The organism is Pseudomonas sp. B2M1-30 (genome assembly GCF_025447575.1).
GTDB classification, from domain to species: Bacteria; Pseudomonadota; Gammaproteobacteria; order Pseudomonadales; family Pseudomonadaceae; genus Aquipseudomonas; species Aquipseudomonas botevensis.
In genome coordinates this window covers 252,892-269,704 of the sequence record NZ_JAOEJT010000001.1, presented here as the reverse complement: position 1 = coordinate 269,704, position 16,813 = coordinate 252,892, and the positions used below count along the sequence as shown (strand labels likewise).

Sequence of the window (16,813 nt, the reverse complement as noted above, 5' to 3'; positions counted from 1 at the left end):
AAGGGTTATGCAGGCAGCGGCGACGCGAAGTGGCGGCTGCGACGGTCAAGGAAAGCCTAACTTGCCACAAACCCGGTATCCGCGCGACACGTCTGCCCGGACGGGTTGATGACTGGAGCATCCACTGGCTGTGGCAGCGGCAGTTGCTCGACCGTCGGGCCGACGCTGATCACTCGCCACTGCTCATCGGACCAATGCCGGTTCAGCGCGGATTTGATTTGCTTGAGCGTCAGTCGCTGCACCTGCTCCATGAAGTAATCCAGATCAAGGGGCAGCTCATGGCGATTGATCTGCACCAGACGTTCGAGGATCTGCTGATTGCTGGCGCTGTCCACGACACTGGTATTGGCCAGGCGTCGCTTGAGGTGGTCGAGTTCTGCCTGGGTCGGGCCATCGCGTAAATAGTCGCTGAACATCGACCGCACCAACGCCGCCGTCTCGCGGGTGAACTGCGGGCTGGTGTGCAGGCTGATCGTGGTCATTCCGCTTTGCGCCCAGTCTTCCGTACGGGCTTTGGCGCCGTACACCAGGCCACGTTTTTGCCGCAGTTCGTTGATCAGGCGCGAGTTGTTGCCGTTGCCGAACATCAGCGTCGCCGCATACAGCGCGGGGTAATCCTGATGCTGGCGCGAGACGGCGGGTTGCCCGAGCAGCAGGTACGTCTGTTCCTGCTCGCGCTCGACATGACTTTCTTTGACCGTGCCGGTCGGTTTGGCTGATGCAAGGGCTGGACTCGCGGGGGGGGCGGGCAGTGCGTCGGCGATCTGCCGGCTGATGGCCTGGGCCTGCTCCAGCGTCAGGTCGCCCACCAGGGTGATTTGTGCATGGCGCGCCGAGTAGGCCTGGCGGTGGAAGTCCTGCACGGCCTGGCGGGTGATCAGATCCAGGCTCGCCTGGGTTCCATAGATCGAGTGGGCGAACGGCGTTTCGGGAACCAGAAGCGCCTGGAGGCGCAGGGCGGCAATGATCTCCGGCTGTCGGGCCGTGGTCAGCAGGCGGCCACGCAGTTCGTTCTTGACCCGAATCAAACCGTCTGCGGACAGTGACGGCTGGCCGAGAATCCGGGTGAAAAGTTGCAGGGCCGGTGCGCTTTTCTCAGGGTCGCTGAGGCTGCGCAGGGAGTAACTCGCGCGCTCCTGATCCAGTTTCATGCCCAGCCTGGCGCCGACGCCATCGAAGGTTTCACTGATGGCCGTGTAATCGGCCTTGCCGGCCACGCCTTCGTTGAGCAGGCTGAACGTCACGCCGGCCAGGCTGGGCGAGGTGACGTCGCGGGTGCTGCCGGCGGCGAAGCTGACATGGACATCGAACATCGGCGCTTGCGTGGTGCGGATGAACAGGATCTTGGTGCCGCTGCGGGTTTTCCAGCCCTTGATGGTCAATGGCCGTGGCGTGGGGCGAATGCCTTGCGCTTCCCGCAGCGATTGCAGGCGTGGTGCGGGGAATCCGGCTGGCGCGGTAAGCGCGTGATCGGCCGTCGCCGGTTCGGCGCTCAGGCAGGTAATCAGCACCAGCCAGAACAGGGCGATTCGCGGGTCATGGAGGCATTTATTCATGGCCGGCCTCCTTCACCAGAACATGGGCCGTGCTCAGGCGCTCACGGGTCAGATACGTCTCGGCGGTCCGACGAATGTCGGCGGGTGTCACTTTCTTCAGCTCCTCGATGTCCTGGTCCAGCAGTTGCCAGGGCAGGCCGCTGCTTTCCAGCAAGGCCAGTTGATGGGCGGTGTGTTCGATGAAGTCCCGGGTATAAATCTGCCGCGCAATCAATTGGGTTCGGGCGCGCTCCAGTTCGTCTGCGCCAGGCGCGGTGGCGCGCAGTTCGTCGAGCATTTGCCAGATTCGCGTTTGCGCCGCATCCAGGCTGGCGGTATTCGAGTCAGTGAGTCGGGCGGTGAGTGTCAGCAGGCTGTCGCCTCGGGTGTGCGGGGTGTAGTCGGCCTCGACTTTGCTGAACAGGCCTTCCTGGAATTGCAGACGCTTTTGCAGGCGCGCGCTGGGCGAACCCGCCAGCAGCATCTCGATCAGACGCAGGGCGTATACCGTGCGGCTTGCCGTAGCGGTGACCTGTCCCGGCACATTGAAGGCCATGATCAACTCGGGCGCGTGGACGGGGAGGTGAAGTGTCACCTGGCGTTCGCCCGGCTCGGGCAACTCGCGCATCGGCTGCATCGCCGGAAAGGGTCGACTGGCGATTGCGCCGAACCAGCGCCTGGCCAACGGTTTGACCTGCTCGAGGGTCACGTCACCGACGATCACCAGCACCGCGTTGCCGGGGGCGTAGCGCGATTGATACCAGTCGCGCAGATCGCTGGCGGTCAGGCGGTACAGGTCGTTCATCCAGCCGATGACCGGCGTGCGCAGGCCGCTGGAGGGGAAGGCCAGGGTCGAGAGGCGTTCGAGGGCGGTTTCCATCGGGTCGTCGTCCACCCGCAGGCGGCGCTCTTCACGGATCACCGCCATTTCGGGGATCAGCTCTTCGGTGCGCAGGTGCGCGGTCGACATCAGGTCGGCCATCAATTCGAAGGCGACCCCCAGATACTGCGTCGCCAGCGTCTGGTGATACGCGGTCACATGCTGGCCGGTGAAGGCATTTTCCGCAGCGCCCAGTGATTCAAGAATGGCCGCGGCCTCTCCTGAACACAGCTTGCTGCTGCCTTTGTAAAGCATGTGTTCCAGGGCGTGGGACAGGCCGGTGTGGCCGGGGGATTCGTCGCTCGAACCGACCTTGAACCAGAGCTGCGTGGTCACCAGCGGCGCGCGGTGATCTTCGCGCACGATGACCTTCAGGCCGTTGTCCAGCACGAAGTCATGAGTGGGAGGGGCGGGGGTCGCCAGCGCCAACAGCGGGGTCAGCGCCAGAACAAGCAGCATCCTGCTGCACAAGGTATCCATGGGGGATTCGTCCTCAGTGGGTTACGGAAATTCGCAAGCCACTGTGACGATTGCCCGATGCGGATGTGCGGTAGTTATCTACCACACAGCCGTTGTTGCCCATCGGGACGGATTACGCGCCGCGCTGCCACAGCGCGTAGTACACCTGCCCGGATTTCTGCTCGCGGTGCAGACGCCAGTTGCCCGGCAGGCCGAGGGTCGATGGCGCGGTTTCGCTTTCGGTGTAGATCCATGCGTCAGCGGCCAGCCATTGGCGCTCTTCCAGCAGCGTGCAGGCGGCGGGCAGCAGGTTCTGGTTGAACGGCGGGTCGAGGAACACCAGGTCGAACGCGGTGGCTTCCTGGGTTTCCAGATAACGCAGTGCATCGGCGGTCTGCACCTGGCCGGTGGTGCAGCGCAGGGTGCCGAGGTGTTCTTTGAGGCTCGACACGGCGACGTGACTGGCATCCAGCGCCACGCCCATGGCCGCGCCACGGGACAGCGCTTCGAGGAAGATCGCCCCGCTGCCGGCGAACGGATCGAGCACCTTGGCCCCGGCCACGTACGGCGCGAGCCAGTTGAACAGGGTTTCGCGCACGCGATCCGGCGTCGGCCGCAGGCCCTGGACGTCCGGGAAGCTCAGTTTGCGACTGCGCCATTCGCCGCCGATGATGCGCAGCTGGTTCACGCCATTGTGTTGCTTGGGTGCAGGCTTTCTTGGACTGGCCATTAATGCTCCGGAACCCCGAGCGGCTGCTCGGCAGGTTTATCAGATGGGGCCGGTAACGGCTTTTGCGGCACGGTCGGGCCAGCGCTGACGATGACCAGTTTGTCCGTGCTCAAGTGTTTGTTCAGGGCATCCTTGACCTGCTCGACGGTCAGGCTCTGGGACTGACGCATGAAGTCATCCAGGTAGCTCAGCGGCAGATTGTAGAAGCCCATGGCGCCGAGCTGGCCGACGATGTCGGCGTTGCTCGCCGTGGACAGCGGGAAGCTGCCGGCCAGTTCGCGTTTGGCGTCGTCGAGTTCTTTCTGGGTCGGGCCGGTCTTCAGGTAATCGGCGAGTACGTCCTGCACCAGTTTCAGGGTGCCCTCGCTCATTTCCGCGCGGGTCTGCAGGTTGATCATGAACGGCCCGCGCACCTGCATCGGGCTGAACGCCGAATACACGCCGTAGGCCAGGCCACGTTTCTCACGCACTTCGCTCATCAGACGGGTGCCGAAACCGCCACCGCCGAGGATCTGGTTGCCCATCGACAGCGCGGCGTAGTCCGGGTCGTCACGGTCGATGCCCAGTTGCGCAATCATCAGGTTGGTCTGCTTCGACGGGAACTCGATATGGCTGACGCTGGCCTTCGGCTCCTGCGGCTGGGCAATCTTCACCAGCGCCGGGCCTTTCGGCAGGGCGGCGGAGACCTGGTTGGCAATCGCCTCGGCTTCGGCGCGGGACAAATCACCCACCAGTGCAATCACCGCGTTGCCGGCGGCGTACGCCCTGGCATGGAACTCACGCAGTTGCGCCAGGGTGATCTTCGGCACGCTTTGCGCGCTGCCATCGCTGGAATGGGCATACGGGTGCTCGCCATACAGACGCTTCATCAGCTCGAGGCTGGCGAGTTTGCCGGGATTCTGTTTCTGGTATTCGAACCCGGCAAGCATCTGGTTCTTGATGCGCGCGAAGGAGTCGGCGGGGAAGGTCGGTTTGCCCACCACTTCCGAGAACAGTTTCAGTGCCGGCTCGCGCTGCTCGGCGGCGCTCAGACTGCGCAGCGAAGCAATGGCCATGTCCTTGTAGGCGCCGTTGCCGAAGTCCGCACCGAGGCTTTCGAAACCCTGGGCGATGGCGCTGACGTCTTTGCCGGCGACGCCCTCGTTGAGCATGGCGTTGGTCAGCAGGGCCAGGCCCGGCGCGTTGCCGTCCTGGCTGCTGCCGGCGGAAAAGATCAGGCGCATGTCGAACATCGGCAGCTCGCGCGCCTCGACGAACAGCACCTTGGCGCCTTCGGCAGTGTTCCAGGTCTGCACCTCGAGCTTGCGGCTGCTCGGTGTCTTGCCGTCGAGCTCGGCCAGGGATTGCAGTTTCTGGCTGGACTTGGCGTTATCCAGCGCTTCACTGGCCTTGGTGTTGTCGCTTGGCGCCAGGTAGAACGCGGTGGCGCCGATCACCGCCACGGCAATCAGGCCGAGCAGCAACAGACGTGGGGTTTTGCGCTCACTCATGAGTCGTCTCCTGTGGCAGAACATGGGCGACGCTGAGACGTTCGCGGGTGAAATACAGCTTGGCGGCGTTCTGGATGTCCTGCGGGGTGACGCTTTCCAGATCGGCCAGTTCGGTGTCCATCAGCTTCCACGACAGGCCTACAGTCTCCAGTTGGCCGATGGCGGTGGCCTGGCTGGTGATCGAGTCGCGCTCAAAGACCAGGCCGGCGATGACTTGCGCGCGCACCCGCTCCAGTTCTTCGGCGGACGGCGCGGTGGTTTTCAGCTGTTCCAGCAGTTTCCACAGACCGGCTTCAGCCTGGGCCATGGTTTTCTTCTTCTGCGTGTTCGGGGTGGCGGACAGGGTGAACAGGCTATCGCCGCGCGTATAGGCGTCGTAACTCGACGCGCCGCCGGATACCAGCTCTTCGCCGCGCTCCAGTTGGGTCGGGATGCGACCGCTGTAGCCGCCGTCCAGCAGCGCCGAGATCAGCCGCAGGGCATTGACCGAGCGTTTGTCTTCGGCGGTGGCGAGACTCGGGACGTTGAAGCCGAGCATCAGGCTCGGCAGTTGCGTCTGCACGTGCAGGGTGATCTGGCGCTCGCCGGGTTCGGCCAGTTCCAGCGGCTTTTTCGCCGGTGGCACGTCGCGTCTGGCGATCGGCCCGAAATAGCGCTGGGCGAGGGTCTTCACTTCGTCCGGGGTGACGTCGCCGACCACCACCAGCGTGGCGTTGTTCGGTACATACCAGGACTGATACCAGTGACGCAGCTCCTCGACCTTCATCCGGTCGAGGTCGGCCATCCAGCCGATGGTCGGCGTGTGGTAGCCACTGGCCGGGTAGGCCATCGCCTTGAAGCGCTCGTAGGCCTTGGACATCGGCTTGTCGTCGGTGCGCAGGCGGCGTTCTTCCTTGATGACCTCGATTTCCTTGGCGAACTCGTCGGCCGGCAGGCGCAGGCTGGCCATGCGGTCGGCTTCGAGTTCGAAGGCCACGCCCAGGCGATCGCGGGCCAGCACCTGGTAGTAGGCGGTGAAGTCGTCGCTGGTGAATGCGTTTTCTTCGGCGCCGAGATCACGCAGGATCAGCGAGGCTTCGCCGGGGCCGACTTTCTCGCTGCCCTTGAACATCATGTGTTCGAGGGCGTGGGACAGACCGGTCTGGCCCGGGGTTTCGTAGCTGGAGCCGACCTTGTACCAGACCTGCGACACCACCACCGGCGCGCGGTGGTCCTCGCGCACGACGACCTTCAGGCCGTTGTCGAGGGTGAATTCATGGGTCGGTTGCGGGTCGGCCGCCAGGGCCGAAAGGGGCAGACAGACTGTGCCGAGCAGCAGGCCGGCAGCGCGGCGGGCTAGAGCATTCATTCGTTTTTAAACCTGTTGGGCTGCCCGCTTGGTCTTAGCGTCGGCGGGCGAGAGGGTGCTAGGATACTGATCCGTTTTACCGGCGACCACGCCTATCAGGTTTCAAAACTTGATCAGGCTGTATGGGTTCGCGGCAGAAAGCTGAGGTTTATCGACTAAACTTCGCTTTTTCGCCGAATTTTCCGGTTTGTCCTTCATTGAAACGATTCCTTTGAGGTGCCGCTGGTGCCTCGACAAAATGTTGCGCGTGAACAAGCTGGGTGAAACACAGTCTGTTCTGCATCGAATATTTATTTGCCGGGGCGCCTGATGGCGCGTCGCTACCGTGAGATAGCCGTCCTCCATGTTTGGTTCCAACGACGACAAGAAGACCCCAGCTGCGGCTGGCGAGAAGAAAGGCCTGTTCGGATGGCTGCGCAAAAAACCGCAGGAGCCCGTCGTCGAACAGCCGGCCGCGATTCCTGAGCCAACCCCGGCTCCCGCTCCCGTAATAGAAGAAGCGCCGGCGCCGGTTGTCCTGCCGATTGCCGAACCGGTGCTGCAACCGGTGGCCGAGGCCGAACCTGAAAACACTCATGCCGCCGAACTGCCGCTGACCCCGGTTGCCGAGCCCTGGCTGACCTTGCCGGTGGCGGAAGAGCCGGTGGCGCTGGTCGCAGAGGCCGCGCCGCATGTGACCCCGCCGATTCCGGCCCCGGCTGCGCTTGTTGCCGAAGCTGTCGAGATTGCGCCGGTTGCTGCAGTTGCTGAACCTGCGCCCGTCATCGCCGAGCCTGCCGCTGTCGCAGCGGTTGCCCCGGTTGTTGAAATCGCCGAGCCTGCACCTGCACCTGCACCTGCACCTGCACCTGCACCTGCACCTGCACCTGCACCGGTTGTCGCGGCGCCAGTCGTTGCGCTCGAAACGCCCGCAGAACCGCCGCGTACCGAGGAAGCCAAAGCCGGTTTCTTCGCCCGCCTCAAGCAAGGCCTGTCCAAGACCAGCGCCAGCATCGGCGAGGGCATGGCCAGTCTGTTCCTCGGCAAGAAAGCCATCGATGACGATCTGCTCGATGAACTCGAAACCCGTCTGCTGACCGCCGACGTCGGTGTCGAAGCCACGTCGCTGATCATTCAGCGCCTGACCCAGAAGGTCGCGCGCAAGGAACTGACCGACTCGGATGCCCTGTACAAATCCCTGCAAGCCGAACTGGCCACGATGCTCAAGCCCGTCGAGCAGCCGCTGAAAATCGTCTCGCAAAGCAAGCCTTTCGTGATCCTGGTGGTGGGCGTCAACGGCGCCGGCAAGACCACCACCATCGGCAAACTGGCGAAGAAGCTGCAACTGGAAGGCAAGAAAGTCATGCTCGCCGCCGGTGACACCTTCCGCGCGGCGGCGGTGGAGCAATTGCAGGTCTGGGGCGAGCGCAACAAGATCCCGGTGATCGCCCAGCACACTGGTGCCGACTCCGCCTCGGTGATCTTCGACGCCGTGCAGGCCGCCAAGGCCCGTGGCATCGACGTGCTGATCGCCGACACCGCCGGTCGCCTGCACACCAAAGACAACCTGATGGAAGAGCTGAAAAAGGTCCGCCGGGTGATCGGCAAGCTCGACGCCGATGCGCCGCACGAAGTGCTGCTGGTGCTCGACGCCGGCACCGGCCAGAACGCCATCAATCAGGCCAAGCAATTCAACCAGACCGTCGAACTGACCGGCCTGGCGCTGACCAAGCTCGACGGCACCGCCAAGGGCGGGGTGATTTTCGCCCTGGCCAAGCAGTTCGGCCTGCCGATCCGCTACATCGGCGTCGGTGAAGGCATCGACGACCTGCGTACCTTTGAAGCCGAACCCTTTGTCCAGGCACTGTTTGCCGAGCGGGAGCGTTCATGATTCGTTTCGAACAGGTCGGTAAGCGCTACCCGAACGGTCACGTCGGCTTGCATGAGCTGAGCTTTCGAGTCCGTCGTGGTGAGTTCCTGTTTGTCACCGGCCACTCCGGCGCCGGCAAGTCCACGCTGTTGCGCCTGCTGCTGGCGATGGAGCGTCCGACCAGCGGCAAGCTGCTGCTGGCCGGGCAGGACCTGAGCACCATCAGTAACGCGCAGATTCCGTTCCTGCGCCGGCAGATCGGCGTGGTGTTCCAGAATCACCAGTTGCTGTTCGACCGCACGGTGTTCAACAACGTCGCCTTGCCGTTGCAGATTCTCGGGTTGTCCAAGGTGGAAATCGCCAAGCGCGTCGATTCGGCACTGGATCGCGTGGCGCTGTCGGACAAGGCCGATCTGTACCCCGGCGACCTGTCCACCGGTCAGCAACAGCGCGTCGGCATCGCCCGCGCCATCGTTCACCGGCCGGCCCTGCTGCTGGCGGACGAACCGACCGGTAACCTCGATCCGCGTCTGGCGGCCGAGATCATGGGGGTGTTCGAAGACATCAACCGCCTGGGCACCAGCGTGCTGATCGCCAGTCACGACCTGGCCCTGATTGCGCGGATGCGCCATCGCATGCTGACCCTGCAACGCGGCCGATTGATCGGCGACGGGGAGGCCGGTGTATGAGTGCGACACGCAGTCCGAAGGTTTCCGAGCGGGTGGCCCCGAAGGCCGCCGATCCGCAACCGCCGAAGAAGAAAAAACACGACGATGACGATGGCCCGGATTTCGCCACGTTGTTCCGTGCCTGGATCGAAAGCCATCGCGCCAGCCTGCTTGACAGTCTGCGTCGCCTCGGCAAGCAGCCGATCGGCAGCTTTTTCACCTGCATGGTGATGGCGGTGGCGCTGAGCCTGCCAATGGGCTTGTCGTTGTTGCTGAACAACGTCGAGCGTCTGGGCGGTTCGTGGCAGCGCGCGGCGCAGATTTCCCTGTATCTGGACCTCGATGCCAGCCCGCAGCAGGGCGAGGCGTTGCGCGAGCAGATCAAGGGCATGCCGGGTGTGGCGGATGCCGAATATGTCGGTCGCGACCAAGCGCTGGAAGAGTTCCAGCAACAGTCCGGTCTCGGCGAGGCCCTGCGTGAGCTGCCGGAAAACCCCCTGCCCGGCGTGGTGCTGGTGACGCCGAAGGAAGTCGACAAGTCGACTCTGGAAGCATTAAGACAAAAACTATCCGAGCTGCCCAAGGTACAACAGGCACAACTTGATCTAGTCTGGGTCGAGCGTCTGGCCGCCATCCTCAAGCTCGGTGACCGTTTTGTCTTCGGTCTGACGGTGCTGCTGGTTTCCGCATTACTTTTGGTGATAGGCAATACCATTCGTCTTCATATTGAAAACCGCCGCACAGAGATCGAAGTGATTAAACTGGTCGGCGGCACTGACAGCTATGTGCGGCGTCCCTTCCTTTATATGGGCGCGTTGTATGGTTTCGGTGCGGGGATCCTGTCCTGGGGCGTTCTGGCGTTCGGTCTGAACTGGCTGAACGATGCGGTGGTGGGGCTGGCCGGCTTGTACGGCAGTGATTTCGCGCTGGCGGGAGTGCCAGTTGCCGACGGTCTGTCGCTCTTGCTTGGCGCGGTGCTGTTGGGTTATATCGGTGCATGGATTGCAGTCGCACGCCATCTCAGGGAGCTGGCGCCGAAGTAGAATCTTTTTTGCGCGTGATTGACCTTGCGGTGTTTAAGGAAACTTTCATTTGAGTTTCCGGTCAATTTTTCGCAATGCTGAAAAGCATGAGTCTGTAAGTCGGAGGTTTTTCCGTATGTCCAATTCTTTGCAACCTGCGTATGCATTGGTTCCAGGCGCAAACCTGGAAGCCTATGTGCACACCGTCAACAGCATTCCATTGCTGACGCCGGAGCAGGAGCGTGAACTGGCCGAGAGTCTCTACTATGAGCAGGATTTGGGGGCGGCTCGGCAGATGGTGCTCGCCCACCTGCGTTTTGTCGTACACATCGCCCGTAGCTATTCCGGCTACGGTCTGGCTCAGGCTGACCTGATCCAGGAAGGCAACGTCGGCCTGATGAAGGCCGTGAAGCGTTTCAACCCGGAAATGGGCGTGCGTCTGGTGTCCTTCGCGGTGCACTGGATCAAGGCCGAGATTCACGAGTTCATCCTGCGTAACTGGCGGATCGTGAAAGTCGCGACCACCAAGGCCCAGCGCAAGCTGTTCTTCAACCTGCGCAGCCAGAAGAAACGTCTGGCCTGGCTGAACAACGAGGAAGTCCACCGCGTGGCAGAAAGCCTCGGTGTGGAGCCACGGGAAGTGCGCGAGATGGAAAGTCGCCTGACCGGCCATGACATGGCCTTCGACCCGGCCGCAGAAGCGGACGACGACAGCGCCTTCCAGTCGCCGGCCAACTATCTGGAAGACCACCGGTACGACCCGGCCCGTCAACTGGAAGATGCCGACTGGAGCGACAACTCCAACCACAACCTGCACGAAGCGCTGGAAGTGCTGGACGACCGCAGCCGTGACATCCTCTACCAGCGCTGGCTGGCAGAAGAGAAGGCCACGCTGCACGACCTGGCGCAGAAGTACAACGTGTCGGCCGAGCGGATCCGTCAGCTTGAGAAGAGCGCGATGAACAAGCTCAAGTTGTCGATTGCCGCCTGACCGGTAACCGCAACAAATAAAAACGCCCCGATCAGCGATGATCGGGGCGTTTTTGTTTGTGTTCGCTTTGTGGGAGCCGTTGTAGTCGAATTACTGAGCCCACGGTGCGCGGCGCGAATCATTGAGCGTCAGCAAATAGCTATCTCCACCCAGCTGGCTCATCTGCTGGCGAATCCATCCGGCCCGGCGTGAAACATAAGCCGTCGGATGGCTCGCGCTCCAGACCCGGGGGTTGGGCAGTACCGCCGCCAGATAACTGGCCTGCTGTCGGGACAATGAGCGGGCGCTCACGCCAAAGTGGTGCCGCGCCGCCGCTTCGGCGCCAAACACGCCGTCGTCCCACTCGACGCTGTTCAGGTACACCTCAAGAATCCGCTGCTTGGGCCAGAACACCTCAATCAGCCCGGTAAACCAGGCCTCCAGACCTTTGCGCAGATAGCTGCGTCCGGACCACAGAAACAGATTCTTCGAGACTTGCTGGCTCAGGGTGCTGGCACCGCGAATCGAGCCGCCGAGTTCGTTGTGCGCCAGTGCGGCCTTGATCGCGCTCAGGTCAAAACCCCAGTGCTCGGGGAATTTCTGGTCTTCGCCGGCAATCACCGCGACTTTCAGGTCATCGGAGATTTCATCCCAGGGTTTCCAGGTCCGTTGCAGGTCGATGGGCTCGCCGTCGACCCAGGATTCGATCTTGCGCTCGACCATCAGCGCCGTCCCCGGCGGCGGCACGAAACGGAACAGCAACACCAGCAAGACGCTGCCGCCCGCAAACCAGAGCAGGGCCTTCGTGAGACGACGGAAAAATAAACGCAGCATAGAGATGGCTTGGCCGAACCGTTTGAGCGGGCCATTATACAGACCCTGCCGATCGAGTCTGGAGTTGCACATGCTGCGTGGTTTTCTGATGCTGGCCGCTTTTTTCGGTTTCACCGGTGTCGGCCTCGGTGCCTTTGCCGCCCACGGCCTGAAAAACCGCCTCACGCCGGAGTACCTGGCGATTTTCCACACCGGCGTCACCTATCAATTGGTACACGCCCTGGCGCTGTTCGGCGTGGCGTTGCTGGCGACACAGATTCAGGGGCGCCTGGTGGCCTGGGCCGGTATCTCCTTCACCGTCGGCATCCTGCTGTTCTCCGGGAGCCTCTATCTGCTCACCACCGTCGGCATCGGCAAGCTTGGCATCATTACCCCGTTCGGAGGCCTGGCGCTTCTGATCGGCTGGCTCTGCCTGGGGCTCGCCGCCTGGCGCTTGCCGCTGACCGCCTGACGCTTATTGCTGACCTTTAGGTCACGATCGGGCTAGAATGCCAGCCCCTAAAAATGATGGCGGCGTTGCGCATGCGCATTCAGTTGAACGGTGAATCCCTTGAACTGCCCGACGGCGAAACCGTTGCGGCCCTGCTGACCCGTCTGGAACTGACCGGACGCCGGGTGGCGGTGGAACTCAATCTGGATATCGTCCCGCGCAGCCAGCATGCCGACACCACGCTCAACGACGGCGACAACGTCGAAGTCGTTCACGCCATCGGCGGCGGCTAGTCAGCCCGCCCGCACGGGTACAGCATTGTGCAAGACCCTCACCCCTCAAGAGGATTCCCCATGAGCATCGTTCGTAGCGACAAGCCTTTCGTCCTGGCCGGTCGTACTTACCAGTCGCGTTTGCTGGTCGGTACCGGCAAGTACCGTGACATGGAAGAAACCCGTCAGGCCATCGAGGCCTCGGGCGCCGAGATCGTCACCTTCGCCGTGCGCCGTACCAACCTCGGCCAGATCGAAGGCGAGCCGAACCTGCTCGACGTGCTGTCGCCGGATCGCTACACCTTCCTGCCGAACACCGCCGGCTGCTACGACGCGGTCGAGGCCGTGCGTACCTGTCGCCTGGCCCGTGAGCTGCTCGACGGCCACAACCTGGTGAAGCTGGAAGTGCTGGCGGACCAGAAAACCCTGTTCCCCAACGTGATCGAAACCCTCAAGGCCGCCGAAGTGCTGGTCAAGGAAGGTTTCGACGTGATGGTCTACACCAGCGACGACCCGATCATTGCCCGGCAACTGGCGGAAATCGGCTGCATCGCGGTGATGCCGCTGGCCGGTCTGATCGGTTCGGGCCTGGGGATCTGCAACCCGTACAACCTGCAGATCATCCTGGAAGAAGCGAAAATCCCGGTGCTGGTGGATGCCGGTGTCGGCACCGCTTCCGACGCCACCATCTCCATGGAACTGGGTTGCGATGCGGTGCTGATGAACTCGGCCATCGCTCACGCCCAGCAGCCGGTCATGATGGCCGAAGCCATGAAACATGCGATCGTCGCAGGCCGTCTGGCCTACCTCGCCGGGCGCATGCCGAAAAAACTCTATGCCAGCGCCTCTTCGCCGCTGGATGGTCTGATCAAGTAAGAGCCATTGATGACTGAATCGAACGACACGCCTGTCCTGCCGGACGAAGGCGAAGAGCGCCAACACCGCCGCATCAAGAGTTTCGTGATGCGTGCCGGGCGCATGACCGAAGGCCAGCAACGCGGCCTCGACCAGGGCGCGCCGCTGTACGTGCTGCCGCTGGCCGATGCGCCGGTGGATTACGATCAGGTGTTCGGCCGTTCGGTGCCGCGTTCGCTGGAAATCGGCTTCGGCATGGGCCACTCGCTGCTGGAAATGGCGGCAGCGGCGCCGGATCAGGACTTCATCGGTGTCGAAGTTCACCGTCCGGGTGTCGGCGCGCTGCTCAACGGCGTGCTGACGCAGGGTCTGACCAACCTGCGGGTCTACGATTGCGACGCGATCGAAGTGCTCAACCGTTGCATCGCCGACAACAGCCTCGATCGTCTGATGCTGTTCTTCCCGGACCCGTGGCACAAGAGCCGTCACCACAAGCGTCGTATCGTTCAGGCGTCGTTCGCCGAGCTGGTGCGCAGCAAGCTGAAGGTCGGCGGCATCCTGCACATGGCGACCGACTGGGAACCCTATGCCGAGTACATGCTGGAAGTGATGAGCGTCGCGCCCGGCTATCGCAACCTCGCCGAAGACGGCAAGTGCGTACCGCGTCCGGCCGAACGCCCGATCACCAAGTTCGAGCGCCGTGGCGAACGTCTTGGCCATGGCGTGTGGGATCTGAAGTTCGAAAAGCAGTCCTAAGCGTCACCCAAAAACACCGTGGGAGCGGGCTTGCTCGCGAAAGCCGTGTGTCAGACAACACCCGTGTTGAATGATCCACTGCCTTCGCGGGCAAGCCCGCTCCCACTGTTGTTTTTGCGGTATCGCTGAAGTCAGCGGCGATCCGCGACTACGCCAATCAACACCAGCACCACCAGCAACACCGGCGCCAGGCTGTAGTTGTTGAACTGGCTCAAACCCTTGACCACCCAGGGCGTGGCGTAGATCAGCGCGGCGCCGCTGCCGATCATGCACAGCAGGGCCATCAGCGGCACGCGCAGGGCGCCGGCGATGCTGCCCAGGCGTTGCTCGACCCAGCCTTTGAAATCGGCGCCGAACAGCACCAGCAGGCAACCCACCAGTGCCAAAGCGATTTCCGAGAGGTTGCTGCGGCTCCAGCGCGACACGGTGGCGAGCAGGTCGAGTATCAAATCCATTGGGGTTTCCTTGGGGCTGTCAGCTCAGAAAATTCTGCAGCAAGTCGTTGAGGAACAGTTGTCCGCGCTCGGTGGCCGCCAGACGTGACGGTTCGACCTGCAACAGACCGCTTTGTTCGGCTTCGCGGCGCTGTTCTTCGAGGCTCTCCAGGGACATCCCGGTGCGCTCCGGATACAGCCGCGATTCGACCCCGGCGGTCAGGCGCAGGGCGTTCATCAGGAACTCGAACGGCATCTCGTCGTTGGTCAGGGCTTTCTCGCCGGCCTGGAAGTTCTTCGCCGGGTTGAGGTAGTCCTTCGGCAGGCGCGTCTTCCAGGTGCGCACGATACGCCCGTCCGGATGGCTGAGCTTGCCGTGGGCACCGGCGCCGATGCCGATGAAGTCGCCGAAACTCCAGTAATTCAGGTTGTGCCGCGCCGGTCGGCCGGGTTGGGCGTAGGCCGACACTTCGTACTGCGCGTAACCGTGCTCGGCCAGCAGCGCTTGCCCGGCCTCCTGAATGTCCCACAGGGTGTCGTCTTCCGGCAGCACGGGTGGCTGGTTCCAGAACACCGTATTCGGTTCCAGGGTCAGTTGATACCAGGAAATGTGCGTCGGATTCAGTTCGATGGCCTGGCGCAGATCGCTCAGGGCGTCGTCCAGCGACTGGTCGGGCAAACCGTGCATCAGGTCGAGGTTGAAGTTATCGAACCCGGCCTGGCGCGCCATGCCGGCAGCGCGCACGGCTTCGTCGCCGTTGTGGATGCGGCCGAGGGCCTTGAGTTTTTCCTGCTGGAAGCTCTGGATGCCGATCGACAGGCGATTGATCCCCAGCTTGCGGTAGGCGACGAACTTCTCTTGCTCGAAGGTGCCGGGGTTGGCTTCCAGGGTGATTTCGATGTCGTGGGCAAACGGGATGCGCTGCTCGACGCCCTCAAGCAAGCGCCCAAGGGCTTCGGCGCTGAACAGGCTTGGCGTGCCGCCACCAAAGAAGATCGAACTCAACTCACGGCCATACACCGCGTGCAGATCCTGATCGAGATCGGCCAGCAACGCGTCGACGTATTCCTGTTCCGGCAGCTCGGGGCTGGCGGTGTGCGAGTTGAAGTCGCAATACGGGCATTTACGCACACACCACGGGATGTGGATGTACAGCGCCAGGGGCGGCAGCGTCGGCAACGGTGCCCGAGGCGAGGACGCGGCGCCGCCGACGATCAGCGACGACGCGGGGGAACTGTCGGTCATTTCAGGCCCAGACGCTGGCGCAGCAGATCCATTGCACGGGCGCGGTGGCTGATCTGGTTCTTGTCCGCCGGGCTCAGTTCGGCGCTGGAGACATTACGCTCCGGCACCCAGAACAGCGGGTCATAACCGAAACCGTGTTCGCCGCTGGCGGCGGTCAGGATACGTCCGTGCCACAGGCCTTCGCAGAGGATCGGCAACGGGTCGTCGGCGTGACGCACCAGCGCCAGCACGCAGACGAATTGCGCGCCGCGCTCGGCTTCGGGCACGTCCTTCAGAGCGTCGAGCAGTTTGGCGTTGTTCGCCGCATCGCCCTTGCCGTCGGCGTAACGCGCCGAGTAGATGCCCGGCGCGCCGCCGAGGAAATCCACCGCCAGGCCCGAGTCGTCGGCCAGCGCCGGCAGGCCGGAAATCCGCGCGGCATTACGCGCCTTGAGGATCGCGTTCTCGACGAACGACAGGCCGGTTTCTTCCGGCTCCACGCTGCTGAATTCGCCAATCGAGCGCAGTTGCACCGATTCGCCGAGCATGGCCTGGAGTTCCTTGAGTTTGCCGGCGTTGTGGCTGGCCAGTACGAGTTGCTTGAGGTTCATCATTCGCCGGGGAAAATGTCTTGGTTGAAGTTGATGGTGTTGACCTTGTCGCCGGTCTGCACCTTGATCTCAAAGGTGCGGGTTTCCTGCTGTTCCACCGGGAACTGGGCGATGTAATACACCGCGCCCTGTTCGGTGACCTGGCGGAAATTCAGGGTCACACTCTGGCTGGTCAGGTCTTTGACCGTGCCAGTGACAGTGGCAGTCAGCGGCTTGCCGTCCTTGAGCACCGAGACGTTGATCACGCCCTGGTTCTTGCTGCGGATCAGCTCCACAGCCTTGGCGATGTCCGGTTGCAGATACGTCGAGTTGAAGGTGTTGTAGTGAACCGTCACATCACCGAAGACTTCCTTGCGCTCGCCCTTGATGACGTCGGCGGCCATGGCGGTGACGCTCAGGCAGGCAGTTAACAGCAACAGCGCTAGACGACCCATGATCGTTCTCC

Annotated in this window: 18 protein-coding genes; 8 read left to right on the top strand and 10 right to left on the bottom strand. The window is 62.8% G+C overall.

Going from position 1 to position 16,813, the window contains the following annotated elements:
* Positions 1 to 56: 56 nt before the first annotated feature.
* From N8H74_RS01200 to N8H74_RS01180, 5 genes are all read right to left on the bottom strand, one after another.
* The gene (locus N8H74_RS01200) at positions 57 to 1,556 is read right to left on the bottom strand and encodes a pitrilysin family protein (protein WP_262145897.1); all 1,500 of its coding nucleotides are present in this window, start codon (positions 1,554 to 1,556) and stop codon (positions 57 to 59) included.
* Positions 1,549 to 2,895: a pitrilysin family protein gene (locus tag N8H74_RS01195; RefSeq protein ID WP_262145896.1), complete on the bottom strand. Its 1,347-nt coding sequence runs from the start codon at positions 2,893 to 2,895 to the stop codon at positions 1,549 to 1,551. Before N8H74_RS01195 ends, N8H74_RS01200 begins: the two co-directional genes overlap by 8 nt.
* Positions 2,896 to 3,007: 112 nt before the next feature.
* Positions 3,008 to 3,604 carry a 16S rRNA (guanine(966)-N(2))-methyltransferase RsmD gene (gene rsmD / locus N8H74_RS01190; protein ID WP_262145895.1) on the bottom strand — a complete coding sequence of 199 codons (597 nt, stop codon included), beginning with the start codon at positions 3,602 to 3,604 and terminating at the stop codon, positions 3,008 to 3,010.
* Positions 3,604 to 5,094, bottom strand: a complete 1,491-nt coding sequence (locus N8H74_RS01185; protein ID WP_262145894.1) for a pitrilysin family protein — start codon at positions 5,092 to 5,094, stop codon at positions 3,604 to 3,606. The genes rsmD and N8H74_RS01185 overlap by 1 nt, the downstream gene beginning before the upstream one ends.
* Positions 5,087 to 6,442 carry a pitrilysin family protein gene (locus tag N8H74_RS01180; RefSeq protein WP_262145892.1) on the bottom strand — a complete coding sequence of 452 codons (1,356 nt, stop codon included), beginning with the start codon at positions 6,440 to 6,442 and terminating at the stop codon, positions 5,087 to 5,089. The genes N8H74_RS01185 and N8H74_RS01180 overlap by 8 nt, the downstream gene beginning before the upstream one ends.
* A gap of 343 nt (positions 6,443 to 6,785) precedes the next feature.
* On the opposite strand from N8H74_RS01180, the gene ftsY reads away from it, so the two are divergent.
* The 4 genes from ftsY to rpoH all read left to right on the top strand — a co-directional run bounded on the left by ftsY (position 6,786) and on the right by rpoH (position 10,972).
* Complete coding sequence (gene ftsY, locus N8H74_RS01175; RefSeq protein WP_262145891.1) at positions 6,786 to 8,312, top strand: signal recognition particle-docking protein FtsY; 1,527 nt, start codon at positions 6,786 to 6,788, stop codon at positions 8,310 to 8,312.
* Entirely contained in the window at positions 8,309 to 8,980 is a 672-nt protein-coding gene (gene ftsE, locus N8H74_RS01170) for a cell division ATP-binding protein FtsE (protein ID WP_217829412.1), read from the top strand. Before ftsY ends, ftsE begins: the two co-directional genes overlap by 4 nt.
* Positions 8,977 to 10,002, top strand: a complete 1,026-nt coding sequence (gene ftsX / locus N8H74_RS01165; RefSeq protein WP_217829413.1) for a permease-like cell division protein FtsX — start codon at positions 8,977 to 8,979, stop codon at positions 10,000 to 10,002. The genes ftsE and ftsX overlap by 4 nt, the downstream gene beginning before the upstream one ends.
* A gap of 115 nt (positions 10,003 to 10,117) precedes the next feature.
* Positions 10,118 to 10,972 carry an RNA polymerase sigma factor RpoH gene (gene rpoH, locus N8H74_RS01160; protein WP_217829414.1) on the top strand — a complete coding sequence of 285 codons (855 nt, stop codon included), beginning with the start codon at positions 10,118 to 10,120 and terminating at the stop codon, positions 10,970 to 10,972.
* A gap of 90 nt (positions 10,973 to 11,062) precedes the next feature.
* Here rpoH and mtgA read toward each other — a convergent pair whose 3' ends face one another.
* Positions 11,063 to 11,785 (bottom strand): monofunctional biosynthetic peptidoglycan transglycosylase, encoded by a 723-nt coding sequence (gene mtgA / locus N8H74_RS01155; RefSeq protein WP_217829415.1) that lies wholly within the window; start codon positions 11,783 to 11,785, stop codon positions 11,063 to 11,065.
* A 70-nt stretch (positions 11,786 to 11,855) separates the two neighbouring features.
* On the opposite strand from mtgA, the gene N8H74_RS01150 reads away from it, so the two are divergent.
* The 4 genes from N8H74_RS01150 to trmB all read left to right on the top strand — a co-directional run bounded on the left by N8H74_RS01150 (position 11,856) and on the right by trmB (position 14,098).
* Positions 11,856 to 12,236, top strand: a complete 381-nt coding sequence (locus N8H74_RS01150; RefSeq protein WP_262145890.1) for a DUF423 domain-containing protein — start codon at positions 11,856 to 11,858, stop codon at positions 12,234 to 12,236.
* 71 nt (positions 12,237 to 12,307) lie between these two features.
* Positions 12,308 to 12,508 (top strand): sulfur carrier protein ThiS, encoded by a 201-nt coding sequence (gene thiS, locus N8H74_RS01145; protein ID WP_165557463.1) that lies wholly within the window; start codon positions 12,308 to 12,310, stop codon positions 12,506 to 12,508.
* A gap of 60 nt (positions 12,509 to 12,568) precedes the next feature.
* Positions 12,569 to 13,363 carry a thiazole synthase gene (locus N8H74_RS01140; RefSeq protein WP_217829417.1) on the top strand — a complete coding sequence of 265 codons (795 nt, stop codon included), beginning with the start codon at positions 12,569 to 12,571 and terminating at the stop codon, positions 13,361 to 13,363.
* 9 nt (positions 13,364 to 13,372) lie between these two features.
* Positions 13,373 to 14,098 carry a tRNA (guanosine(46)-N7)-methyltransferase TrmB gene (trmB, locus tag N8H74_RS01135; protein ID WP_262145889.1) on the top strand — a complete coding sequence of 242 codons (726 nt, stop codon included), beginning with the start codon at positions 13,373 to 13,375 and terminating at the stop codon, positions 14,096 to 14,098.
* 131 nt (positions 14,099 to 14,229) lie between these two features.
* Here the strand turns inward: trmB and N8H74_RS01130 are convergent, their stop codons facing one another.
* Genes N8H74_RS01130 through N8H74_RS01115 form a run of 4 tightly spaced genes read right to left on the bottom strand, consistent with a single transcriptional unit; the run spans position 14,230 to position 16,802 of the window.
* Positions 14,230 to 14,553, bottom strand: coding sequence for a DUF3392 domain-containing protein (locus tag N8H74_RS01130; RefSeq protein WP_011336381.1), 324 nt, complete (start codon positions 14,551 to 14,553; stop codon positions 14,230 to 14,232).
* Between the two features lie 19 nt (positions 14,554 to 14,572).
* Complete coding sequence (hemW, locus tag N8H74_RS01125) at positions 14,573 to 15,778, bottom strand: radical SAM family heme chaperone HemW (protein WP_262145887.1); 1,206 nt, start codon at positions 15,776 to 15,778, stop codon at positions 14,573 to 14,575.
* Entirely contained in the window at positions 15,775 to 16,371 is a 597-nt protein-coding gene (gene rdgB / locus N8H74_RS01120; protein ID WP_217829419.1) for an RdgB/HAM1 family non-canonical purine NTP pyrophosphatase, read from the bottom strand. The genes hemW and rdgB overlap by 4 nt, the downstream gene beginning before the upstream one ends.
* Positions 16,368 to 16,802 carry a DUF4426 domain-containing protein gene (locus N8H74_RS01115; protein WP_217829420.1) on the bottom strand — a complete coding sequence of 145 codons (435 nt, stop codon included), beginning with the start codon at positions 16,800 to 16,802 and terminating at the stop codon, positions 16,368 to 16,370. The genes rdgB and N8H74_RS01115 overlap by 4 nt, the downstream gene beginning before the upstream one ends.
* Positions 16,803 to 16,813 lie beyond the last annotated feature (11 nt).